A 19,460-nucleotide genomic window follows, 5' to 3' on the forward strand; every position below is an offset into this window, starting at 1 on the left:
GGACCTCAATGTGCGACGGCGGCGGCGGCAGCTTCGTCGATCAGGCGGCCGGTGGTGAACCGCTCGAGCGTGAAGGGCGCGTTGATCTTGTGCGGCTCGTCCTTGGCCACGGTCCAGGCCAGCGTGTGCGCAGCACCCGGCGTCGCCTTGAAGCCGCCCGTGCCCCAGCCGCAATTGACGTAAAGACCCTGCACCGGCGTCTTGCCCAGGATGGCCGAACGGTCGGGCGTCACGTCCACGATGCCGCCCCATTTGCGCAGCATCCGCATCCGGTTGAAGATCGGGAAGACCTCGCAGATGGCGGCGACGGTATGCTCGATCAGCGGCAGGCCGCCACGCTGGGAATAGCTGGTGTATTGGTCCGTGCCGCTGCCGATCACCAACTCGCCCTTGTCGGACTGGCTGATATAGGCGTGGACGCTGTTGGACATGACCACGCAAGGGAAGATCGGCTTCACCGGCTCGCTGACCAGCGCCTGCAGCGGGTAGCTTTCCAGCGGCATCCGGACGCCCGCGCTGTCCATCACGACGCTGGTGTGACCGGCGGCCGACACCGCGACCTTCCTGGCCTTGATGAAGCCCTTGCCGGTCTCGACCCCCTCCACCGCGCCGGTCGGCCCGCGCCGGATCGCGGTGACGGGGCAGTTCTGGATGATGTCCACACCCCGCGCCGCCGCCGCCCGCGCGTAGCCCCACGCGACCGCGTCGTGGCGCGCCGTGCCCGCGCGGCGTTGCAACGCGGCCCCCATGACCGGGTAGCGCGCGTTTGGCGATATGTTCAGCGGCGGGCAGAATTCCTTGGCCTGCTGCGCGGTCAGCCAGGTGTTGTCGACGCCGTTCAGCCGGTTGGCATGGACATGGCGCTGGAAGGACTGCACGTCGTGGACGTTGTGGGCCAGCATCATCACGCCGCGGCGGCTGAACATGACGTTGTAGTTCAGCTCCTGGCTCAGCCCTTCCCACAGGTCGAGCGCATGATCGTAAAGCCGCGCGCTTTCGTCATAAAGGTAGTTCGACCGGATGATGGTGGTGTTGCGCCCGGTGTTGCCGCCGCCCAGCCAGCCCTTTTCGATCACCGCGACATTGGTGATGCCGTGTTCCTTGGCCAGGTAATAGGCGCAGCCCAGACCGTGCCCGCCCGCGCCCACGATGATGACATCGTATTCCGTCTTCGGCTGGGCGTCCGGCCATTGCTCGGTCCAGTCCTTGTTGCCCGAAATGGCGTTCTTCAGAAGCGACAGGGCAGAGAAATGGGTCATGGCGCGATTCCTGGTCCGGGCGGTGCCGATCAGCTATCAGGACGGCAGGCTGCGCGTCTGGACCATTGCGGCAAATGCGCTGTATATCTGCGACATGGCCGATCACAAATCCACTCCCCGAAGTCGCCTGCATGTGGGCTTCATCCTGGCACAGGATTTCACCCTGTCGGCCTTCGCCAATTTCGTGGACGTGCTGCGCCTGGCGGCCGACGAAGGGGACCGGTCGCGGCCCATCCATTGCGACTGGTCGGTGCTGTCGGCGGACATGAACCCGGTGCGATCCAGCTGCGGCGTGAAGGTCCAGCCCGACACGCGGCTGCGCCACGCGCCGCGCTTCGACTACATCGTGGTCGTGGGCGGCCTCATCGGCTCTGGCGCGCCGCTTCCGGCCGAACTGGTCGCGTATCTGCGCGCACAGGCGGCGGCGGGCGTGCCTTTGGCGGGGCTCTGCACCGGCGTCTTTCAGCTGCACGAGGCGGGCCTTCTGGACGGCTACCGCGTGTGCGTGAGCTGGTTTCACCACCGCGACTTCACCGAGCGCTTCCAGGGCACCACGCCGGTGTCGGACCGGATCTTCGTGGTGGACCGCGACCGCCTGACATGCTCGGGCGGCCATTCCACAGCCCACCTGGCGGCGTTCCTGGTCCAGCGCCATATCGGCGCCGAGGCCGCGACGAAATCGCTGAGCATCCTGATCATCGACGGCGCGCGTCCCGGCGACGTGCCCCAGCCGGGTCCCGTCAGCGCCATGGCCGCGCGCGATCCGCTGGTGCGCATGGCGCTTGGCAGGTTGCAGCAGGCGCTCGACGCCCCGCCCACGATGGGCGAGTTGGCCAGCGCCCTCGATGTCAGCCGCAAGACGCTAGAGCGGCGCTTTCGCGCGGATATCGCCCAGAGTCCGGCGCGCGCGGGCCTGTCGATGCGGCTGGACCGGGCCGAGCACCTGCTGCGGGCGGGCCCGGAGAGCGTGACGGACATCGCGCTGAGCTGCGGCTTTTGCGACGCGTCCCACCTGATCCGCGCGCTGAAATCCGAGCGCGGCCGGACCCCCACGCAAATCCGAAACCAGCCCGCCCCCCTGCCCTGAGCCCGGCCGGTCGTTTTCACCTTATTTCCGTCCCGCCTCCCGCGGGGCGGGTCGGCCAGGACGTGACCGGGCGCTCCATTTCCCTGCATCCTTGGGAAAACATCCGCTGGCCAGCAGCCAGACAGCCCCTCAGCCCGCTTTCCGGCTCTTTATGATTTCCTCCAACCGTTCGGTATCTTCCTCATACCGAGCCGCGCGTTCTTCCAGCCTCAGGCGGCTGTCTTCGCTCGATATTTGTTCGGCCATCTGTCGGATCAGCGCCGACCGCCCGCGATGCGCGCGCAGGGCGTTGAACAGGCTCTCATCCAGGGCGCGATCTTGGCTCTCATTGAGGCTGTTCATCGTGTAAGCGTGCCCGGTATGGCACCGAAATCGGGTCAGCGGGCCGTCATCGATCTGCCACAACACGCCGTTGCAGTGCGGGCAGTTATAGGGCGACAACTCTCCGAGTTTGCTTTCGTTGGCCATGGTCGCACCCTCCAATCCAGCGATCTTCAACTCGATACCGATGTCCCACGGCACACCTTCCGGCGGGTTGGCTGGCGTATTTGCAAGCGACGTTATTTCGGCGGCAAGGTTCTGCAGGGCGACAGGTTCTGCCTGGGGGACGGCGGCCAGAACCGCGTTCGGCATATCCGGAAATTCAGCGCTGTCCGGCGACTGGACCAGGATATGCCCCCCGGTCCGCTGGAGCGCCCGCGCACCCGCAGCGCCGTCATCCATCAGGCCGGAAAGGATCACACCGATCGCTCGCGGTCCGCGATAGACGGCCGCCGAGCGAAAGAGCGGGTCGATAGCCGGGCGAAAATTGTTCTCATGCGCGCCCCGCCGCAAATGCAGGTGATCGTGACCGATCATCATGTGGACGTCCGGCCTTGCAAAAATGACCTGCCCCGGTCTGATGTCCATCCCGTCCTCGGCCAGCGCCACAGGCATGTTCGAATACTTGCGCAACAGATCGATGGCGTGGCCGTCACCGAAGCTCGAAAAGTGCTGGCAGATCAATATAGCGGCCGGCAAGTCTTCGGGCAGATCGGCAAGCAGGCGGCGCAGAGCGGTGAAACTTCCGGCTGATCCCCCCACGACGACTGTATCAGTACGGTGATTCATGGTGATCATGTGCCTTTCGTGTAGCAACGGTCTCGTGGACGGCGCCAGGGCAGGCTTTGTGTTTTCAACTCTTACGCGAACTGTTAACGAGATGAAATTAAATTTCAAAAGTCTGTGGGGTCCGCATTGTCTGTCATACCTGTCGTCGGCATAGGCGCATCCGCAGGGGGTTTCGAAGCGCTCAAAACCATGATCGCCACGACCGCGCCGCAGACAGGGGCAGCTTACGTGATCGTGCAGCACTTGTCCCCGGATCAAAAGTCGATCCTGCACGAGTTGCTTCAGGGTCAGACGGACATACCGGTCAACCAGATCCAGGATGGCGAACGTATCGAGGCGAACCGGTTTTACGTGGTCCCGCCCGGGACGGTCGCAAGGATCGAAAGCAACCATCTGCGCCTGGTCGAGCGTGACACCCATGACGCCTTGCATCGCCCGATCGACTCCTTCTTCAAATCGCTCGCGTCGGCGCGCAAACGTGACGCGTATTGTGTCGTCTTGTCCGGCACCGGCAGCGATGGATCGGCAGGCCTGAAAGAGGTGAAGGCGGCTGGCGGGTTCGCGTTGGTGCAGGAAAGCAAGGGCGCGCGGTTTCCCGGGATGCCCGACAGCGCCGTGGCCACCGGACTCGTGGATTTCGTCCTGCCCGTCGAGCAGATTGCGGGACGGTTGGACGAAATCATCCAGCACCGCCAGCATCTGAACCGAAGCGACGAACAGGAAAGCCTGAAACAGGACATCCAATCGGCGCTTCCGCGTTTCGCGGAGCGGCTGCGCGCCGTCGTCGGCAACGATTTCTCGGACTACAAGCCCGGCACGCTCGTGCGCCGGATCGAGCGTCGCATGACGGTCCTGCGGATTTCAGAGGTGGAGCGGTTCCTCTCGATCCTCGATGATGAAAAGGAAGCTCAACTCCTGGCGCAGGAGTTCCTGATCGGGGTGACGCAGTTCTTCCGCGATCCCGAAGCCTTCGACATCCTTAGGGAAAAGGTGATCGAGCCGCTTCTGGACCGCACGGAAGGCACGATCCGTGTCTGGGTGCCCGGCTGTTCGACGGGCGAGGAAGCGTATTCACTGGCCATGCTGTTGTTCGAGGCGATGGAGACGCGGAAGCAACGCTGCGTCCTGCAGGTGTTCGGAACCGATATCGACACGCCGTCGCTCGTCGCGGCACGGTACGGGCTTTATTCGGTCAGCGCGGTCGAAAAGCTGGGCGAAGAGCGTCTGGAGAAGTTCTTCCAGATCGAGAACGGTCAATACCGCGCCAATCCGAAACTGCGGGAAGTCTGTGTGTTTGCCCCGCACAACTTGTTGCAGGATCCGCCATTCTCGCGGCTGGACCTGATCTCGTGCCGCAATCTGCTGATCTATCTGTCCGCAAATCTCCAGCAGCAGGTCATTCCCCGGTTCCATTTCTCGCTGCGGCACGAGGGTCATCTGTTTCTTGGCCCGTCCGAAGGACTGGCCGGGCAGGACGACCTGTTCGATGTCGTGGACAAGACCCATCGCATTTTCCGCAGGAACCCGGACGCGAAGACCAGTTATTCGGCTTTGCTGGACACACCGCGCCGACCGAAGGCGTTGCCGGTGGACAGCGCGGCTCTGTCGCCACAAGCCGATATGGCGCTTGACCTGTCTCGCGAAGCCATGGTCGAGCGTGAGTTCTTGCGCAAATACGCCGCTCCCTTCGCGCTTCTGTCGCGGTCCGGAGAGGTTCAGTACCTGTCGCACAAGATGGTGGGGTTGGTTCGCCCCACCCAGGGCACGCCGTCCACTCTGATCGACGCATATCTCGCGCCCGAATTGCGGCTGCCCGTCCGCACGGCATTGTCGGAAGCCGAAAAGACCGGCGAGCCCATGCGGATCGAAAACGTCCTGGTGACGCTACCGGACGGGCGTCGCCTGTTCGACGTGGAAGTCGGACCGGCCGGATCGGACTTCATCCTTGCATTGAACGAAGCGCGTGCCTTCGACGCCGACGATCTGGGCGACGTGGTGGGCGAACGTGAAAGCGCCGACCGCGACATGCTCGAGACCGAGAACGTCAAGCTGCGCAAGCAACTGACCGCGACGATGCAGGAATACGAAACCTCCGGACAAGAGCTCAAAAGCACGAACGAAGAGCTGATGAGCATGAACGAGGAGCTTCAATCCTCCAACGAGGAACTGGAAACCTCGCGCGAGGAATTGCAGTCCATCAACGAGGAGCTGGAAACCGTCAACGCCGAATTGCAGGAAAACAACAGCCTGCTGACCCGCGCCAATTCCGACCTGAAAAACCTGTTCGAGGCGACCGACCTGGCGGTCCTGTTCCTGGACCGCGAGTTTTGCGTGCGCAATTTCACCCCGTCGACCGTCGCGCTATTCGGCATCCGGCCGCGCGACATCGGTCGGCCGATCGCGGATCTATCGTCCCGCATCGATTACCCCGATCTCGAAACCGACGCGCATAAAGTTGACGAGACGCTTCAATCCTTCGAACGCGAGGTCGAGATCAAGGCGTCGGGTGAGGTTTATTTGCTGCGCATTAAACCCTACCGAACGACCGATAATCGACTGGATGGTTATGTCCTGTCCTTCGTCGATATTACGGACCGCAAAAGCTACGAAGAAACGCTCAAACAAAATGAGCGCGATCTGGCACGGCAATACGCCGAGCTCGAAAACCTGTACGACACCACCCCGGTTGGCTTGTCCTTGGTAAGCCGGGATCTGAAATGGGTCCGGATCAACGAGAGTTTGGCAGAGATCAACGGCTTTCCGGTGGAAGAGCATATCGGCCGGGAGTTGAAGGACCTTCTTCCCGACCTCGAGCACACGCTTGAGCCGACCTACCGAAAAATCTTCGAGACCGGCGAGCCTGTGCTGGGAATGGAGATCGAGGGGAAGACCCAAGCCGCCCCTGGTGAAGTGCGGAACTGGATTGCGGATTTCTACCCGGTGTTTCAGGGCGACAAGGTCTTCGCGGTGGGCGCCTGTATTCGCGAGGTGACGGACCAGAACCACATGATGCAACGCATCCAGATGCAGAACGACAATCAGAAGCTGCTTTTGGGCGAGTTGCAGCACCGGGTGAAGAATACGCTGGCGCAGATCAGTTCCATTTCCAAGTTTCTGCTCAAAGGCGTGGATGACGCCGGCGCCTACCAGGCCCGTCTCGAAGATCGGCTCGCGGCGATCTCGCGCACCCATGATTTGTTGACCGATGCCGACTGGTCGACGGCCCAATTCTCCGACATCATTCGCCAAGAGGCCGACCCGTATCAGCAGGAAGACCAGGAACGGATCCGCGTGACGGGTCCCGATCTCACGCTGAGTGCAAAACAGGCGCTGGCGATGGGCATGGCGATACACGAATTGACGATCAACGCTGCGAAATATGGCGCGCTATCGGTCGAGGGGGGCCATATCACCGTCGGAACCAAGCATGATGCGAGTGGAACCGGCAGCAAGGCGCGGATCGTCTGGAGGGAATTCAACGGTCCCCCCATTGAGTCACAGCCCGAACATACCGGTTTCGGCAGCGTCGTGATCGAAAGGGTTTTGGAAAGTGACCTTTCCGGCGAGGTCACCGTCGAGTACAGAAGGGAAGGTCTTTACGTCCAGGTGGATTTCGAATTGGAGAACTCGAATGAGTGAGGGCGAAATCCTGATCCTGGAGGACGATGCCTTCATCTTGATGGATATCGAGATGACCCTGGCCGAGGCGGGTTACAAGAAGCTTTCCGCACACTCGGATGCCGACGCGGCCTTGGCAAAGATCAGGGAGTCCGTCCTGGCCGCAGCCTTGCTGGATTTCAACCTCGGGAAGGGCGAAACCAGTCTGGCGGTTGCCGAAGAACTGAAAAACCAAAGCGTTCCATTCGTGTTCCTGACCGGATACACCGATGCGACCGTTTCCCTACCCGATGGCCTTTCGGAAGTCCGACGGATATCGAAGCCGTTCAGGAGCACCGAGTTGGTCAACGTCGTGAAGGACATGACGTTGCGCGGCTGACAGGTCTTCTCCAAGGCCCCCTCTATCCACGCAGATCAGCTCACCTTTCCAGCTGCATTCCGAACTGACCGACCCGGCCTGTCCCGGGCTATGGTCCGATAGAGCTCAACCAGGCTGCATCGTTGTGACCGGGCGCAGCTGCAAAAGGTAGAGAACGTCCTTTTCGAAGGCCCATTCGATGTCATGCGGCCCGGCCCCGAACGTGTCGCAGCACCGCGTCGAAAGCCCGTGCAGCAACGTCAGGTGCATTTCGTCCAGGCAGGCCTGCTCGACAAGGTGCGCTGGCACGGTCTCGGTGGCGGTGCCACCTTCGGGCCGACGCTGAATCCTGATCTCCTTGTAGCCGGTTCGGCGTTCCAACAGCCGCCCGGAAGGGGTCAGCCGGAAGCAATCGGGGATCACAAGACCCTGCACCACGGCTTCGCCCAGTCCCCAGGTGGCTTCGATCACAAGCTCCACGTCACCGGTCACCGGATTGCAGGTGAACAGCACACCGGCAGTGTCGGACGAAACCAGCCGTTGCAGGACGACGCCCATGCGGATCGCCCGGTCGGTGCCCATGCGCGCGCGGTAGCCTTGCGCCGAGTCGGTCCTGCCCGACGCCCACACATCGATCACCGCGCGACGGACCGCCTTGGGCCCGATGGCGTTCAGCACGGTGGCGTGTTGTCCGGCAAAGCTGGCTCCGACGGAATCCTCGCCGACAGCGGAAGACCGGACGGCAAGCTCCCCCGGAAGGATCGTGCAGAGCCGGTCGAGCTCGGCTAGCGCGCCGGGCTGGCTGTCGGCCACGGCATCGACGAAGTCCGTGTCCAACGCGAATCCTTCGGGCACCGGCAACCCCGCGCGAAGGGCCGCCCCCAGCTGGGTTGCCTTGCCGCCATAAACCTTCGCATCGCAAGCCGACGAAAGCGGGACTGGCGTCATCCGTCTTCGTACTCCACCTCCCCGGTCGCTCCGTTCACCGTGACCTGCATCCCGTCCGTGATAAGCGCGGTGGCATTCCGGGTGCCGACCACCGATGGAATGCCGAATTCGCGGCCGACGATGGCGGCGTGGGACAGAAGCCCACCCGCGTTGGTCACGATGGCACCGACAAGGGGCAGAACGATGTTGAACGAGTCCGATGTCGCCGCCGCGATCAGCACATCCCCGGGCACGAGGCGGCTCAGATCTTCCGGGGTGTCGATCACCCGGGCCGGACCGGTATAAATCCCGGGACTTGCGCCGATACCCCGAACGACCGACGGTTCGCGTTCGGTATCGGGCGGGGATCCCAGCGACTGAACCGCGGTGCCGAGGCCCGTCATGACCCGCAGCGTATCGGGCGGCAGCGCGTCCATCGGGGGCGGCGGCGCGGGCGGATCGCCGATCGCGGCCGGTGCGCCCTCGGCCCGGTGACTGCGACGATAATGGGCGCGGTCCGCAAGCTCGGCACCGCTCGGCCCGCCGGTCTTGCCCAACAGGTCCTTGATCTCGTCGTAGCTGGCTTCGATCAGATGCGCGGGTTCTTCGATCCGGCCCGCTGAGGCCAGCCGCGCGCCCGCGGCCAGAAGCGCGCGGCGCATGACACCGCCCGCCCAGACGTCGCTGTAAAAGCCGCGCTCGTCGCGCAGCCGCGACATCGTACGGACCTCCTCCAGAAGGTCGTCGAACATGGCGCGGTTCTCTTGCGGGATCGCCTTGCGCAGGCGCGCAAGCTCGGCCTCTGGAACGACGCCAAGATGCGCGACCTCGGGGGCGAGCGCCTGCCGGATCCGTGCAATCAGCGCATCCGGCACCTCGATGGCCGAGGCCTCGCCGGTATCCAGGCTGTTGAGAAGCCGGTAGCCCACGAAATCCAGATAGGCCTCGAGCGCCTGTGCGACCGGACCTTTCGCGGCGCGAAGGCGCGCGATGATCTCGGCGCCGGGCGCGTCCGAAGCAAGGGTCGCGCGCGCCTCGGGATCGTCCCGGAGAGCCTTCGCCAGGTCGTCAATCTCGTCGAACTCGCCGGCGGATTCAGGGGCCGCGCCGCGCGACAGCGCCAGGTAGTCGCTGAGCGGCAGCGACGACCACGCCGCGACATGCGCCATGAAATCGCCCACCGGCAAAATAGCCGCAAGATTGAAGCAATGATGCTGCCGGATCATCTTCACCAGGTTGTCCCGACAGGTCTCGACATAGGCGGCGAGCTCTTCGTCCGACAGCGCGTCCGGGTCGATCGCCAGCAAGGCCCGATGTGTCTTGATCGACGCCGGCTTGACCTCGGTGTCCCAGCGCTCCAGGTCGCGCCGCCAGATCTTGTCGCGAAACACCCGCTCTGCCGCTTCGAACCGGGCCGGGATCTCGTCCTCGGGTGCGGGTATCACTGACGAATAGGCAAAGCCGTTCACGAAGCGGAAATCCAGGCCGTCGATCAGCAGCCCGTAGCGCCTGGCGCATTCCAAGAACCCGTCGGCGATGCCTTTCGGATGGATTTCGGCCTGGAAGCGCGACACCGGTCTTGGGAAATGCGCCGCGTCAATGGACCAGGCTCCGGGGCCGGGTGGATGAAACTCCAACGTCCCGGCTTCGGTGTAAATGTTCATGATGCCCCCAAAGGTAATAAAATTTCGTTCAAATCTTCCCCGGGGCAGGATAGCAGATGTCACGGATCCGTCATAGTTCCATGTATTGCGCGCTCATGCCCCGCGACCTTCAAGATGGAATCGTCCCGGAAGACGCAGGGTCATCAGTGCCGAAAGGGTGATGGCCGCGGTGAAGAGCCAGACCATGACCACGTGTCGCGCGATGCTGACCGTCTCGTCGTTGCCCAGCACCACCCCCAGCACGACGATACTGGCGATCGCCCCGAGATAGCGCATCGTCGCGCTGACACTGGCGGCCATGCCTGCCTCGTGCGGATCCACCGCGCCCATCGAAGCCGATTGCGCGGGCGCGTTGCCGAGCCCGAGCCCCAATCCGAAGACCAGCAGGGCGGGGAAGGCTGCGCTTGGACCGTCGAACCCGCCAAGTGCCCAAAGCTGTGCCATCCCGGCCAGAAGCAACACCGCCCCCGCTTGCGCTGCGCGTTGCGCACCGATCCGGTCGGTCAACTGCCCCCCGATGGGTCCGGCAACCACCATCCCGATCATCATGACGAACAGCAGATACCCGATCTCGCGCGGGGCAGCATCGCGGAAGACCGAGAAGAATTGCGGCACCTGGAACAGCAGGCCGTACATCGCGAAGTTCTGCAGCGCGATGATGAGAGTGCCCGCGGCGAAGGCAGGTCGCCGAAACAGCCGGGCATCGAGGATCGGGTCCGTGGCCCGTATCTCCCAGTAAAGAAAGCCGATCCCGATCAGGAGTGCGCCGATCAGCGTGGCGACCAGAAGCGCGCCCGACAGCTTGCTGGCCAGAACCAGAAGGGCCAGCGCCAGGCCGAGAAGCCCGATCCCACCGTAATCGAGACCCGTCGCCAGCGTCCGAAGGCTGTCGCGGCGCGTTCCCGCCCGGACGGGCAGCGGTCGAAGGAAAAGCAGCACCGCCGACAGGCCGAGAAACGGCAGATTGGCAAGGAACACCGCGCGCCAGCCGAACGTCGAGACGATCTCGCCGCCGAGCGCCGGGCCACCTGCGGCGGCGACGCCCATGGTCGCGGCGAAAAGGCCGAAGACGCGCCCGCGCCGTGCGTGCGGGACGTGCAGGCGCAGCAGCGCCAGCGTAGCAGGAACCAGGCACGCACCGCCCGCGGCCATGCAACACCGCGACAAAAAGAGCAGCGCGGCACCTTGCGCCACGACCCCGCACACGGCCCCGACCAGGTAGAACCCCATCCCGGCCCAGAGCACCCGCGCGTGGCCGACCACGTCGCTGATCTTGCCCGCCGGACCCTGGCAGATCACGTTGACCACAAGATACCCGGTCACCAGGAGTCCCGTGATCAGAACCAGATCCGTCCCGGTCCCCGTCCCGATCGACGGAAGCGCCACGGCGATGAGGGTCGATCCCAGGGGGGCCTGTGCGGCCGCCACGAGAATAGCTGCCGTATTCGCGGCAGACAGCCTTGGGATCGCCTCGGGTCCGGTTTCGTCGCTCACATGGCATCGCTCGGCAGGCGCAAGGACGCGCGCGGGGGCCAGCAGAGGCTTTTCCAAAGCCCGATACAAGGTTCTTTTCCAAATGAGCCGTCCGATGCTGAACCAGTTCTCCAGTCTGCAACGCCCGCTTTGGACCTCGGAACTTCGCGGCCGTTTGTGCCCGGCGCGGCAAACCGGCCATGCGGGCATCGCACGGCGTTTTCCAGCCATGAAGGATCGCGGCGTGCTAGGATATCTCCGAACAGGGAGAGCGGGCCATGATCGCGGGTGCACATGCAGTCTTGTGGGTGAGGCAAGAGGGGCCGGGAAACGATGCCTGCCGCTTTGCCGACGCCGAGGGGGGATACCTGATCGACGGATCGTCGACGGACGCGGACCTGAATGTCCTGCGTTACCGCATCCGCGCCCGAGACGATGGAACGACGCGGCGCGTCCGCATCGGTGCGAAGTCCCGCATCTTCGTCCGCCGCGCGCCCGATGACACGTGGATGCTGAATGGCAAACCGGTTCCGGCCGTCACGGGTGCGAAGGATGTTCACTTCGGCTTCTCGCCCGCGACCTTCACCTTGCCGATCCGCCGCCTGAAGCTCGGCGTTGGCGACGAAGTCGAGCTATTGGTCGCGAGCTTGGATCTTGAGAACGAGCGGCTAGACCCGCTCCACGTCGTCATCCGACGCACTGCGCATGACGCATACGAATGGCTGGAGACCGAAACAGGCGCCACATCCTACCTTTCCGTGGACGCACATGGCATCGTGCGCACCCACAAGGGACATTGGAGTGCGCAGGCCTGATCCGCTCTGCAGGCGGATCCCCCGTGCTGCGGCATGGTCGCGCGGGGCAACCATCTTGGTACTGGGTAAGGCTGCCCTTCGAGAGGCTTTGATATGTTGACCGCGCAAGTCGGCTTTTCCAAGGCCTTTACGGATCTCAGCGCGCTGGAGAATGCGCTTGGTCTGCTGCAAAGCAGTCTCGGAGGGCCCGGCTAGGGGTAGTCAGGACTCCAACTGCCTGTCGGAAAGCGCCGCGAAATTTTCCGACACGACCCGTTGCAGTTTGTCCGCAAGCTCCCGCGCGTCGGCTTCTGCGTAATCTTCCGAGGATACGGGCTCGCAGAAACGGACCCGGATCTTGCCCGGACGGGCGCGGACGGTTCCAAGCCGCATGGCGTGATGGCCCCCGTGTATCACCACCGGGATGATGGGTGCATTGGCCCTGATCGCAATGATGCTGCCGCCGACCTTGAAGCGACCGATCCCGTCCCAGCCCGAAAGCCTGCCTTCGCCGCCCCAACCGACCCTTTTGCCTGCCTTCGCGGCGGCCACCATGCGGTCCACGAGCGGGTCGGTGGACCTGCGGTTGCCACGCGCGACCAGCTCGATATCGATCTTCGCACAGGCTTTGCGGGCGTAGGGAATGTGCCGATACACATCGGCACCGGCGAGCCGATCCACATGCGGCCAGATCGCGACGAAATATGCCGCCAGGTCCGCGAACGATGTCTCGTTGTGGGACAGGATGCAGCCCGTCCCCGCCGCAGGAATCTCCCCTTCGACAACAACGTCAAACCGACAATCCTCGAGATATGTGGCGAACAGGCGTTCAAGCGGGGCCCGTGCCTGCCTGCCGACCTGCGCTCCGCGCGCGATCCGGCCCATCGCCAGAGGTGTGCCCAACAGAAACCGAAGGGATGCTTTTCCACCACGCCAGTTCTCTTCGATGGATTTCAGGGCGTGGGTCATGGGATCAAATCTCTGGCTGCAATGCTGTTATCTGCCTCGACCTCGAAACTCAATTTTATTCATCTGGCCGCGTGGAGCGTCCCTCACACGCCAGCTGCGCCGTGACCTTCCGAAGATGACCCCGAACCGGTCGCGATCGCCACGCTCCGCCACCGAAATGCGGGTGTCATGCCGCGGCGGGTTGGATCGCATCACTCGCATCCCGGTCCGACCAGTTGCCCCGATCGTAGCGACGACCGAACGCCCCGGCATCGTCCAGCGCCACGAGCGTCAGCCAGCCGTTGTCGAAAAGCGCCCGGACCTGCGGCTGGCGGTCGAGCACGTGCGAGATCATCTGTTCCGGGGCCTCCACGGCGACCACGAGCCTGCTTGGCGTGTGGCGAAGCGCGTCGCCGTCATGCACCGATTGCCAGGGAAGCCCCGCGCGAAGCGCGCCCCCGTTGCCCTCGAGCACACCGATCCCGCCGACGACATTGTGCAGCAGCTTGTTGCCTGCGCCGAACGTCTCGGGCGCGACCGCCGAGCCGTGATATTGCAGCGCGATCCAGCTTGCCACGACGACCGGGGCGCTCAGGATCAGCTCGAGCGTCCCGGCGCCCTCGTCCTGCAGCCAGTCGTAATCGTGCAGGAAGACCCGACCGTCGAGATCGCATCCCGCGGTCCGGTCGCGGGGCGCCGCGATGAAGCCGCAGCACCCGGCAAGCCCCCATTCCGGCCTGACCTCGGACCAGTCGCGGCCCCGCCGGGCCAGCGTTCCGGCCGCCCCCCGTGGCAGCGCGCGCGCGCGTTCGGTCCGGGTCAGCGTCGCCGCGGTCGACAGCGCGGTGCGCAGGCGTTCGATCTCGGACCGATGGGTCGCAGGCGCCCCTTCATCGAACACCCGAACCTCGTCCGACACCGTGTCATGCATCCCGGCGATGAACCGCGTGTCGCTGGGGATCGCGATCCCCTTGGCGTCGAGACCGGTGCGGACCCGCTCGTCGTTCAGAATCCCGGCCAGCAGACGCGCGTTCACGTCGCCCGGGAACCCGCCGCAGGCGCCGCATTGCAGGGCACTGGCATGGGGCGCGTTGGTGACCGTGGCCCCGTGACCGCAGAGCAGAACGAGCCTTGCGAAGCCTTCGGTCAGGGACATCGCCCGCAGGATGCCTTCCGCGGCCTCGATCTGGTCGGCGAGCGGCAGGTCGTGCACGGGGGCCGTGTCGCCCGAGGATGCTCCGGTCATGCCAAGGCCGTCGCGCAGGAGCTTGCCCACGTAGATGGGGCCCGCCGCCTCGACGAAGGCGAAGGCCGAAACCGCAGCCCGCTTGAAGCGACCCCAGGCCCGGATCGTCCGCAGGCGGACGCGGTCGCTCTCGTCCGCCTTGGCATCCCCCGCCGAATGCGTCTCGATGCCGGGTGACAGCAAAATCGGCGCGCGCGCCTCGATTATGTCGGAGGCATGGCCGCGATGCCGGACCGCGAGGCCGAAGAAGCCCGCGAAGCCGATCGTCCGGATCCCCGGGTCGGCGGTCTCAAGGGACCGGCGCAGACGTTCGGAGCGCACATCGATGCAAAAGGCCGCCTGTATCGCGGGGCGATCCGCGGCTGGGGTGGCGGCTTTTGCCGAAAGGATCTCTGCCAGGCGCCGCTCGCCGCTGCGATCGACGGCCTCCTGAAGGGCGGCATCGAGCCTCAGGTCCCGGTCGGGCCGGACCGGGCGCGCGTAGTCGGCTTGGGCCTGCTTCCAGGCCGCGGCGCCCCCTTTCGCGAGAAGGGCAACCTCCCACGCCAGGCGGATGGTCAAGAGCTCGAAGAGCGTGTCGTCCCGCCGTCCGTCGCGCTCGGCGATCCACGAAAGGTGGCGCGCGTATTGTGCCCAGCCCGAAAGCGTCACGAGCAGCCGGTGAAAGTAGAGCGGCGCCGAGTCCGACGTCAGGTCCAGCGCCTGGCAGGCCTGGGCGAAGGCAGCGCGTGCATCGGTCGGCATGGCGCCCACGCGCTCTGCGAACCCCGACAGCCCCGCAAGGCCCGGGGTAAGGTCACGGCTGGCATAGGCTTTCCACGACGCCCAGGCCCCTGCCCGTGGCGCGGGCCAGAACGCCTGGCCCTGATCGAACTGCGCCGACGCCCAGTGACCGATCCGCTCTTCGGCCAGGGCAGGCCAGTCGATGCCGTCTTCCCCCTGCGCCAGCTCCGCGATCGTCGGAAGCGCCGCGGGGACGCCCGCCTCCTCCCGTGTCGCGCGCACCAGGTCTTCGGGGTCGAAGCCCTGCGTGGCCGCGGCGTCCGACAGGTCTTGCGGCGTCACCTCCCCCGCGTCGATCATCGCGGCGACGGTCTTGCGCGGCAGGAACATCCTGCCAGCGCCTGTCCGGGCCATGCGGGCGGCCGCGACGGTGCGATCCTCGCCTGCCTGGCCGAGCCAGGGATTGACCGCGACGGTCGCCTCGAGCGGGAAGGCCGGCGGTATCTGCCGCATGGCGTCCTCGGACGCGGCGAAAAGCTCGAGCGTCGGGCCGGGCCAGGTCGTGTATGCGTTCATTGGATCGCTCCGGGCTTGGGGGTCCAGCGGCCCGCAAGCCGATCGGACACCGCGTTGAGGTAAAGACCGTTCATCAGGTGCACCCGCAACCCGGCCGCTGCCGGGTGTCCGGCCCATAGCGGGAAGGTCGACTGGGCCAAAGCCGCGACGGCGAAGCTTGCGACGGCCAGGACGGTGGTCGCCCAGATCAGCCCGTCGGCAGGCGGCGGGGGCGGCAGGGTGCCCGCCGAGACCCATGTCGCCCCAAGCTGCAAGGCGAAATAGGCGACAGTGGCGACCACCGACAGGGCGACGGTGCGCCGGGCAAGCGAGCGCGGGGCGCGGTCGGCAAGTCCCTGCGCGATCAGGTAGACCACGCCGAAGATCAGGATCGCGCCAAGCGCGACGGTCTGCGGCGGCTTCGAGGCAAGCCCGAAGGCAAACCCGACGACCACGTAAAGCGCCAGTGCCAGGCCGAAGGACCGCGCCACGGCAGCAAGGTTCGGCACCGCGACCGGGCCGGGCCGACGGACCTGCGCGACCTCTCGCACCGCACCGCCGGAGGCGAGGAAGGCGTGCGCCTTGTAGAGCGAATGCGCCACGATGTGCAGCAGCGCCAGCGGGAACAGCGCCAGGCCGCATTGCAGCACCATGAAGCTCATCTGCGCGCAGGTGGACCAAGCCAGCGCCGCCTTTACCGACGGCTGGGTCAGCGACACCGCGGCCGCCAGCAGCGCGCTGAAGCCACCGACCAAAGCCAGCACCGCCAGCACGCCCGGCGCCGCGATCAGCACGTCCGCGAAGCGGATCAGAAGGAACCCGCCCGCATTGACCACTCCGGCATGCAGCAGGGCCGAGACCGGCGTCGGCGCCTCCATCACCTCGATAAGCCAGCCATGCGTGGGCACCAGCGCGGACTTGAAGATCGCCGCCAGCGCAAGGAGCAGCGCGGCCAGCCAGATCGGGCCGGACCCCTCCCCTGCCCGCGCCGCTGCGTTGATCGTCGCGATGTCGGACGTGCCGAATGCCGCCAGCAGTATGGCCACCGCGACCAGCAGCGCCCCGCTCGCGACGATCCCGCTCATGGCCTTCTTCTTGGCGGCGCGCCGGGCGCGTGGCCGCTCGGGGTAGAACAGCAACAGGCGTTGCAGGCAGATACCGGTCGCGACCCATCCGACGGCCAGCTGCACGACATTGCCCGTGACCACGAGCAGCAGGACACAGGAAATGGTCGCCGCCATCCAGGTCATGAACGCGGGCTGGCGCGCTTCGCCATCCAGGGCCACGCGCGAAAAGCGCAGGACCACCCAGCCGACGAAGGCGACCGTCAACGTCATCGCCACGCTGACGATGTCGAGCCGCGCCGACAGCCCGATCGAGGCGACGCCGAGAAGCGGGCTTGTCGACGGTCCGGAGACCGCCAGGTCGACAGCGGCGAGCGCGCCCATAACCAGTGCGGCGAGGGCCGCGATTTCGGGCAGGCGCAGGCGCCAATGCGCGCGGGCGGGGGGATGGAAATGCGTGGCGAGGGCCGAGGCGGCCAGCGCGAGCGGGGCGAGCAGGAGCAGTAAATTCATCGCAGATCTCCGGGAGTGGACCTCCGGTCGAAATAGGGGGCTGCGATCATCAATAAAAATACATTGTGTGGATCATATCGTTCGATTTAATAGAATCAAATGCGGCTTAACTACCATCACCTGCGCTATTTTCAGGAGGTCGCCCGTGAAGGGAACCTGACTCGCGCGGCCGCGCGGCTGAACCTGTCGCAATCCGCGTTGTCGACGCAAATCCGCCAGCTCGAAGAACGACTGGGCCACGCCCTTTTCGAGCGCACCGGCCGGGCAATGGTCCTGACCGAAACGGGACGGATCGCGCTCGATCACGCGGAACGCATCTTCAGTGTCGGCGACGATCTTGTCGCCACGCTCGCAGCGGGTGGCGCGGCAAAGGCGCCGCTGCGGGTGGGCGCGCTGTCCACGTTGTCGCGGAACTTCCAGCTTCGCTTCCTGCGCCCGGCCCTTACCGGCGACGTCGAGTTGATCCTGTCGTCCGGCAACAGTCAGACCCTGCTGCGCGCGCTCGAGGCCCTGGCCCTTGACGTGGTGCTGCTGACCGATCCACCGCCGCGCGTCACGTTCCCGGATCTCGTCGCGCACCGCATCGCCGAGCAGCCGGTCGGGCTTCACGGCACGCAGCGGCGGCTGAGACACGACACGCTTGCCGAGCTTCTGGGTGCGGAGCCCGTCATCCTTCCGACCGAGAGCTCGATCAGGACCGGCTTCGACAGCCTGATGGCGCGGCTCGGCGTGACCCCCAGGATAGCGGCAACCGTCGACGACATGGCCATGGTCCGCCTGCTGGCCCGCGAAGACCTGGGCCTCGCGGTCACCCCGGCGGTCGTGCTTGCGGACGAGTTGGCACAGGGCGTCCTGGCCACCGCGCCGTTCCCGCTGAACGTGGTCGAAAGCTTCTACGCGGTGACCACGCCGCGGACCTTCCCGCACCCGCTGCTCGGGCGGCTCGCGGAACCCTTGGCGAACCGGGGTGACGAGTGAAGCGCATATGCAGGATGGCCTGATGCGATTGTACCGGCTTCCTTGGGAAGCGCAGGAGAGGTCGACATTCCTGGACTTCGCGGCGCAAGCCGGGATCCACTCCGTCGTCGACTGGCGAAACATTCTGGAGAACGAAGAGGGTTCGGCATGGACCGATTGGTCGTGTAGCGGCGGAGAATACCGGCGAATGTCATTGAAAACCAATGAAAACAGAGGCTTGCAAGAACCCGCCCCGCCGCCGAAAAAACGCTTGTAACTCCAAAGCGTTACGGTCTATCCCGATCCCCGGAGACGTGGCCGAGTGGTCGAAGGCGCTCCCCTGCTAAGGGAGTAGGCGGGAAACCGTCTCGAGGGTTCGAATCCCTTCGTCTCCGCCACCATACACTATCGCATCTCTTTCAATGGCTTGCGATGTCGTCGCCACATACATTCGCATGTGAGCGAATTAGACCACTTGGACTACAAACGATCTGAAGTGCCGATTCTGAATTTCGATTTTGATATACGGAAATGAGACCTAACCCGCCTCAGTTCAATCCGTTCGCCAGTTTTGTGAGGATTCCAAGCCCTGTACGCTTGAAAATTCGGCTAGGTCTCAACCACGACGGCAGTGCCAGATGCGACCAACATGACCATGCTGGCAGCTGCGCTGAGTTCTACATAATCCAAATCGACTGCGACCACGGCATTAGCGCCAACAAGGTCAGCTTCGACTTTTAGTTCGTATAGTGCCGTACGACGTGCGTCACGCAAGGTCTGCTGAACTGCCTTAGACCTACCGCCCACAATATCCCTAACGCCCGCGAACAGGTCCTTGAAGATGTTCATGCCGAAGGCGCACTCCGCCGTAACGATCTCTATACGTTTGGTTATTTTAAGGTTTGGCGCTGTCTCAGTTGTAAGCAATATAGCGCCTATCCTCCGATTGGCCTCCAAATCACCATGGCTCTCTATTCGCATGGCCTCAGCGGCTTTATTAGAGTTCTCAGCGGTGCAAGAAGGGCAATAGTTGCCTACGTGAGTGAAACCAAGTTTTGCCCCGCATCGCGCACACTTTGCCATGGATCAAAACCTTCCTCATCACTTGCTCGCTTTCTACGACTGAACCGCGCCGGGTTTGCCGGAGGCTCCAACTCCTGAGTA

Annotated in this window: 14 protein-coding genes and 1 tRNA gene; 6 read left to right on the forward strand and 9 right to left on the reverse strand. The window is 64.6% G+C overall.

Annotation, left to right across the window (positions count from 1 at the left end):
* Positions 1–5: 5 nt before the first annotated feature.
* Complete coding sequence (locus tag ILP92_RS17435; RefSeq protein WP_198917692.1) at positions 6–1,259, reverse strand: sarcosine oxidase subunit beta family protein; 1,254 nt, start codon at positions 1,257–1,259, stop codon at positions 6–8.
* Between ILP92_RS17435 and ILP92_RS17440 the strand changes: the two genes are divergently transcribed.
* Complete coding sequence (locus ILP92_RS17440; RefSeq protein ID WP_368667918.1) at positions 1,258–2,346, forward strand: GlxA family transcriptional regulator; 1,089 nt, start codon at positions 1,258–1,260, stop codon at positions 2,344–2,346. The genes ILP92_RS17435 and ILP92_RS17440 overlap by 2 nt on opposite strands.
* A 129-nt stretch (positions 2,347–2,475) precedes the next feature.
* Here the strand turns inward: ILP92_RS17440 and ILP92_RS17445 are convergent, their stop codons facing one another.
* On the reverse strand, positions 2,476–3,465 hold the full coding sequence (locus ILP92_RS17445; RefSeq protein WP_198917693.1) for a chemotaxis protein CheB: 990 nt from the start codon (positions 3,463–3,465) through the stop codon (positions 2,476–2,478).
* A 105-nt stretch (positions 3,466–3,570) separates the two neighbouring features.
* Here ILP92_RS17445 and ILP92_RS17450 point away from each other — a divergent pair, with 105 nt between their 5' ends.
* Both ILP92_RS17450 and ILP92_RS17455 read left to right on the forward strand, forming a co-directional pair.
* A complete protein-coding gene (locus tag ILP92_RS17450; RefSeq protein WP_198917694.1) occupies positions 3,571–7,095 on the forward strand; it encodes a chemotaxis protein CheB in 3,525 nt (1,174 codons plus the stop codon).
* Positions 7,088–7,453 (forward strand): response regulator, encoded by a 366-nt coding sequence (locus ILP92_RS17455; protein ID WP_198917695.1) that lies wholly within the window; start codon positions 7,088–7,090, stop codon positions 7,451–7,453. The genes ILP92_RS17450 and ILP92_RS17455 overlap by 8 nt, the downstream gene beginning before the upstream one ends.
* 105 nt (positions 7,454–7,558) lie before the next feature.
* Here the strand turns inward: ILP92_RS17455 and ILP92_RS17460 are convergent, their stop codons facing one another.
* From ILP92_RS17460 to ILP92_RS17470, 3 genes are all read right to left on the reverse strand, one after another.
* Complete coding sequence (locus ILP92_RS17460; protein WP_198917696.1) at positions 7,559–8,269, reverse strand: PEP/pyruvate-binding domain-containing protein; 711 nt, start codon at positions 8,267–8,269, stop codon at positions 7,559–7,561.
* A gap of 107 nt (positions 8,270–8,376) precedes the next feature.
* On the reverse strand, positions 8,377–10,023 hold the full coding sequence (locus ILP92_RS17465; protein ID WP_198917697.1) for a PEP-utilizing enzyme: 1,647 nt from the start codon (positions 10,021–10,023) through the stop codon (positions 8,377–8,379).
* 93 nt (positions 10,024–10,116) lie between these two features.
* Positions 10,117–11,517, reverse strand: coding sequence for an MFS transporter (locus ILP92_RS17470; protein WP_198917698.1), 1,401 nt, complete (start codon positions 11,515–11,517; stop codon positions 10,117–10,119).
* A 257-nt stretch (positions 11,518–11,774) separates the two neighbouring features.
* Here ILP92_RS17470 and ILP92_RS17475 point away from each other — a divergent pair, with 257 nt between their 5' ends.
* Positions 11,775–12,311: a putative glycolipid-binding domain-containing protein gene (locus ILP92_RS17475; RefSeq protein WP_198917699.1), complete on the forward strand. Its 537-nt coding sequence runs from the start codon at positions 11,775–11,777 to the stop codon at positions 12,309–12,311.
* Between the two features lie 201 nt (positions 12,312–12,512).
* On the opposite strand, the gene ILP92_RS17480 is transcribed toward ILP92_RS17475, so the two are convergent.
* The 3 genes from ILP92_RS17480 to ILP92_RS17490 all read right to left on the reverse strand — a co-directional run bounded on the left by ILP92_RS17480 (position 12,513) and on the right by ILP92_RS17490 (position 17,339).
* Positions 12,513–13,259, reverse strand: a complete 747-nt coding sequence (locus tag ILP92_RS17480; RefSeq protein WP_198917700.1) for a lysophospholipid acyltransferase family protein — start codon at positions 13,257–13,259, stop codon at positions 12,513–12,515.
* 166 nt (positions 13,260–13,425) lie between these two features.
* Positions 13,426–15,783 (reverse strand): YbcC family protein, encoded by a 2,358-nt coding sequence (locus tag ILP92_RS17485; RefSeq protein WP_198917701.1) that lies wholly within the window; start codon positions 15,781–15,783, stop codon positions 13,426–13,428.
* Positions 15,780–17,339 (reverse strand): proton-conducting transporter transmembrane domain-containing protein, encoded by a 1,560-nt coding sequence (locus ILP92_RS17490; RefSeq protein WP_198917702.1) that lies wholly within the window; start codon positions 17,337–17,339, stop codon positions 15,780–15,782. Before ILP92_RS17490 ends, ILP92_RS17485 begins: the two co-directional genes overlap by 4 nt.
* 99 nt (positions 17,340–17,438) lie before the next feature.
* Here ILP92_RS17490 and ILP92_RS17495 point away from each other — a divergent pair, with 99 nt between their 5' ends.
* Complete coding sequence (locus ILP92_RS17495; RefSeq protein ID WP_198917703.1) at positions 17,439–18,317, forward strand: LysR family transcriptional regulator; 879 nt, start codon at positions 17,439–17,441, stop codon at positions 18,315–18,317.
* 287 nt (positions 18,318–18,604) lie between these two features.
* Positions 18,605–18,694, forward strand: a tRNA-Ser gene (locus ILP92_RS17500).
* Positions 18,695–18,905: 211 nt separating this feature from the next.
* On the opposite strand, the gene ILP92_RS17505 is transcribed toward ILP92_RS17500, so the two are convergent.
* Positions 18,906–19,379: a YbjQ family protein gene (locus tag ILP92_RS17505; protein ID WP_198917704.1), complete on the reverse strand. Its 474-nt coding sequence runs from the start codon at positions 19,377–19,379 to the stop codon at positions 18,906–18,908.
* Positions 19,380–19,460: the final 81 nt, after the last annotated feature.

Origin of the sequence: Palleronia pontilimi (genome assembly GCF_016412875.1) — a bacterium.
In the GTDB taxonomy this organism is placed as follows: domain Bacteria; phylum Pseudomonadota; class Alphaproteobacteria; order Rhodobacterales; family Rhodobacteraceae; genus Palleronia; species Palleronia pontilimi.